The organism is Streptomyces sp. CC53 (assembly GCF_001865245.1).
GTDB lineage: Bacteria > Actinomycetota > Actinomycetes > Streptomycetales > Streptomycetaceae > Streptomyces.
Window position 1 is genome coordinate 1 of sequence record NZ_MKXB01000045.1, and the last position, 4,195, is coordinate 4,195.

Consider the following 4,195-nt stretch of genomic DNA (forward strand, 5'->3'; position numbering starts at 1 on the left):
TGCCGGCGCACAGCGCGAGGACGCCGAGCTCGTGGTGGAAGTACGCCTCCTCCGCGACCTCGCCCGCGGCTCGGGCGGCGCTCTGCCCGCCGCGCAGCGCGCGCTCCCAGGCACCCCAGTGGAGCCCGGCGGAGAAGGCGGGGGCGGCGCTGCGGGCGAGCAGGACGGCCGCACTGGCGTGCCCGGCCTCCTGGCCGGCGGCGAGCGCCGTGAGTGCGGCGAGCAGGGCGTCGGCCTGGGCGGCCACCCTTTCCGGTGCGACCGAGGGGTGGCCGGCCCACCAGGAGTAGTGCTGGGCGGCGGTGTGCGCGCGGGCCAGTGCGCCGTCGGCGTAGCCTCGTTCGGTGAGCTGCTCGGCGATGCCGGCGGCGAGCCGGTAGCGGGGGCCGACGGGGGTGAGCAGCCCGCAGTCGAGGAGTTCGCCGACGGCGGCGTCGGCGTGGGTGTCGCCGACCAGGGCGGGCAGGTGGGCCTGGTGGGGGACCTCCCCGCCGAGCGCCACCGCGAACCGCAGGGTCTCGCGGGCGGCTTCGGAGAGCCGTGACGCCAGCAGCGCCGCAGGGGCGGCCGCTTCGCCGAGGCCCGGCAGGGGCGTCACGCGGTCGTCGGCGAAGACGCTGGCGTCGGTGTCCTCGTCGTCGTCCTCTTCGGTGTCCTCGCCGTCGGGGGCGGAGGAGAGCGCTTCGTGCTGGGCGTCGCGCTGCCGCAGGAGCGCGGCGGCCTGGACGAAGCGCAGGGGCAGGCCCTCGGACTCGAACCACAGGTCGCCGGCCCAGTTGGCCTCTTCGTCGGTGAGGTCCCGGCCGACGGCGTGTTCGAGGAGTTCGAGGGTGGCGGTGCGGTCGAGGCCGGTGAGGAAGACCTCTTCTATGTCGGCGCCGGACGAGGGGGCCGGGGTGGCGGGCGTGGCGGCGAGGAGGAACGCGCACTCGGGGGCGGCGTCGAGCAGCTCGTCGAGGGCGGCGCCGCCGAACTCCAGGTCGTCGACGAGGACGACGGCGCCGATGTCTCGGACCAGGGCGAGCAGACCGGCGCGGTCGGGGCGGTGGTCGGGTGCGTGGTGGACGGCTGCGAACAGCTCGTACAGCAGCTCGGTCGGGGTCCTGCGGTGGCCGGACAGGCGTATGACGCCGTCGGGTGCGAGGCCGGTGCAGTCCGCGGCGACCGCGTCGAGGAGCCGGCTGCGGCCGGCGCCGTGCGGGCCGGTGAGGCGGACCGAGCGGCCGCGGGTGAGGAGGCGCACGAGGCGGTCGTGCTGCTCGTCGCGCTCCAGCAGCGGCAGGTCGGGGGCGGCGGGGCCCGCGGGGGCGGGCGGCAGGGCGGCGCGGTCGCGGTCGGCGCGCTGTTCGGCGGTGCGCCGACCGGGGGTGCCGGGCTGGCGGCCGGGCGGGCACGGCTCGATCTCGCTGCCGTCGACGGGGTTGACGGTGAGGAGGAAGTCGCCGGAGACGAGCTGGGCGGTCCGCGCGGGTGCGGGACTGCCGCCTGCGGTGAGCGGGGGCAGGTCGTCGCGGGAGGCGCGGGCGCGGGAGGCCTCGGCGCCGGTGTCGGTGGCGCCGTCGTCGGTGGTGCGGCGGCCGTGCTCGTCCGGCCGCCGGTTCATCGGGTCCACTGGTGGTTGCCCCCCAAAAGCGTCGTGCGGCGAAGCCCCTCCCGGCCGTGGTGCACGCGCGGTGTCGCTTCTGGTCCGGTGCCCGCCGTGTGGGTACGTCGGTCGATGGGCAGACGTGCGAAACCCTAGACGTTCGCCGGGCGTCCCGGAACAGCCGGGGTGCCGGCCGCCCAAGACGTGGTGGTCTCGGGGGGATTGGGCACCCCGGTGGCCGTGCGCCGACACCGTCCAGGCATATGCGGACAGGTCCGGCGCCGCTCTTCGCGGCACCGGACCGTGCCGCCGTGCACACGGTCCGGCTCAGACCCGGGGCAGCGATTCGGCGGCGAGGCCGCCCTCGATGGCGAGGATGCGGTGCAGCCGGGTGGCCACGAGGAGGCGCTGCATCTGGGGCGGCACGCCCCGCAGCACCAGCCGGCGGCCGCAGCGGCCGGCGCGGCGGTGGGCGCCCATGATGACGCCGAGTCCGGTGGCGTCCCAGGAGTCGAGGCCGGTGAGGTCGAGCACGAGGTCGCCGGCTCCGTCGTCGACGGCCGAGTGCAGGACCGTTCGGGCGTCCGCCGCGCTGCGGACATCGAGGCGGCCCCCGATGACCAGCTCGGCGTGGTCGCCCCTGATGTGCATATGCGCTCCCCGAGAGTGCGGTGCGTGCGTGCGGATACGTGCGTGGGTGCCCGTCAGGTTCCACCGTTTCAACAACTGACTGCCGCATGGGCGGGGCAGTTGCGCGTTGTAAGCGAACCGATACCTGATTCACTCCACGGGGTGACGGCGGGCTGGCGGGCGCGCCTCAGTACGTGTAGAAGCCCTGCCCGCTCTTGCGGCCGATGTCACCCGCGTCCACCATCCGGCGCATCAGCTCCGGCGGCGCGAACTTCTCGTCCTGCGACTCGGTGTAGATGTTGCCGGTGGCGTGCAGCAGGATGTCGACGCCGGTGAGGTCGGCGGTGGCCAGCGGACCCATCGCGTGGCCGAAGCCCAGCTTGCAGGCGATGTCGATGTCCTCGGCGGAGGCGACGCCCGACTCGTAGAGCTTGGCGGCCTCGACGACGAGCGCGGAGATGAGCCGGGTCGTCACGAAGCCGGCCACGTCCCGGTTGACGACGATGCAGGTCTTGCCGACGGACTCGGCGAACTCCCGGGCGGTGGCGAGGGTCTCGTCGCTGGTCTTGTAGCCGCGGACGAGCTCGCACAGCTGCATCATCGGGACGGGCGAGAAGAAGTGCGCGCCGACGACCCGCTCGGGGCGCTCCGTCACCGCGGCGATCTTGGTGATCGGGATGGCGGAGGTGTTGGAGGCGAGGACCGCGTCGTCCCGTACGAGCTTGTCGAGGGCGCGGAAGATCTCGTGCTTGACCTCCAGCTTCTCGAACACGGCCTCGACCACGATGTCCGCGTCGGCGGCGGCGTCCAGGTCGGTCGTCGGCGTGATGCGGGCCAGGGCGGCCTCCGCGTCGGCCGCGTCGAGCTTCCCCTTGGAGACGAACTTGTCGTAGGACGCCTTGATGCCGTCCGTGCCGCGGGTCAGGGCGGCGTCGGTGACGTCGCGGAGGACGACCTCCCAGCCGGCCTGGGCGGACACCTGAGCGATACCGGAACCCATGAGTCCGGCGCCGATGACGGCGAGCTTCCTGGCCACGTTCTCTCCCCTTAACACGCGTTCACTTTTGTCTTCTCCGGCGGGAGGTTACTGCCAGGAAGCCCCGCTGTGGCGCTGAAGAGATGCGCGTCACGCGCGCCCGCCACCCGGCCGCGCCCCCTCGACGGGGGCCTTTGCGCCCCGGGGAACTGTTTCACATGACGGACATCACACCGTTCCGGAGCGCCGGGTGAGGCCCGGCGCGTGTCCGGCGGGTCGCCCGCCTCACTACGCTGGCGGCATGGTCAATCTGACGCGCATCTACACCCGTACCGGCGACAAGGGCACCACCGCGCTGGGCGACATGAGCCGCACGGCGAAGACGGACCTGCGGATCGCCGCGTACGCCGATGCCAACGAGGCCAACGCCGTCATCGGCGCGGCCATCGCCCTGGGCGGCCTGCCCGAGGAGGTCGTCAAGGTCCTCACCCGTGTCCAGAACGACCTGTTCGACGTGGGTGCCGACCTGTCGACCCCGGTCGTCGAGGACCCGGAGTACCCGCCGCTGCGGGTCGAGCAGGCGTACGTCGACAAGCTGGAGGCCGACTGCGACCACTTCCTGGAGAGCCTGGAGAAGCTCCGCTCCTTCATCCTCCCGGGCGGCACCGCGGGCGCGGCGCTCCTGCACCAGGCGTGCACGGTGGTGCGCCGTGCCGAGCGCTCCACGTGGGCGGCGATGGAGGTGCACGGCGAGACGATGAACCCGCTGACCGCCACGTACCTGAACCGCCTGTCGGACCTGCTGTTCATCCTGGCGCGCGTCGCCAACAAGGAGCTGGGGGACGTGCTGTGGGTCCCCGGCGGGGAGCGCTGAGCACCGCGCCCAGCCCGGCTCCCCGCGACTCCGGGCTCGGCTCAGCCGCCCGCACGGCCCCGGTCGGCGGCCCGCGCCGGCGTCCCGCCCGCGGCGTCGGCGGGGCGCGGGGCGCGCGCCGGGACCGCGG

At 74.0% G+C, this 4,195-nt stretch carries 3 protein-coding genes and 1 pseudogene; 1 reads left to right on the forward strand and 3 read right to left on the reverse strand.

Annotated elements, in window-relative coordinates; genetic code table 11:
* The 3 genes and pseudogenes from BJP40_RS04120 to BJP40_RS04130 form a co-directional block, all read right to left on the reverse strand.
* Window positions 1-1,612: pseudogene (locus BJP40_RS04120) on the reverse strand (ATP-binding protein); the annotation flags it as partial.
* Between the two features lie 300 nt (window positions 1,613-1,912).
* Window positions 1,913-2,236, reverse strand: a complete 324-nt coding sequence (locus tag BJP40_RS04125) for an STAS domain-containing protein (RefSeq protein ID WP_071267908.1) — start codon at window positions 2,234-2,236, stop codon at window positions 1,913-1,915.
* Window positions 2,237-2,402: 166 nt separating this feature from the next.
* Complete coding sequence (locus BJP40_RS04130) at window positions 2,403-3,251, reverse strand: 3-hydroxyacyl-CoA dehydrogenase family protein (RefSeq protein ID WP_071278658.1); 849 nt, start codon at window positions 3,249-3,251, stop codon at window positions 2,403-2,405.
* A 241-nt stretch (window positions 3,252-3,492) separates the two neighbouring features.
* Between BJP40_RS04130 and BJP40_RS04135 the strand changes: the two genes are divergently transcribed.
* Window positions 3,493-4,065, forward strand: a complete 573-nt coding sequence (locus tag BJP40_RS04135; protein ID WP_071278660.1) for a cob(I)yrinic acid a,c-diamide adenosyltransferase — start codon at window positions 3,493-3,495, stop codon at window positions 4,063-4,065.
* Window positions 4,066-4,195 lie beyond the last annotated feature (130 nt).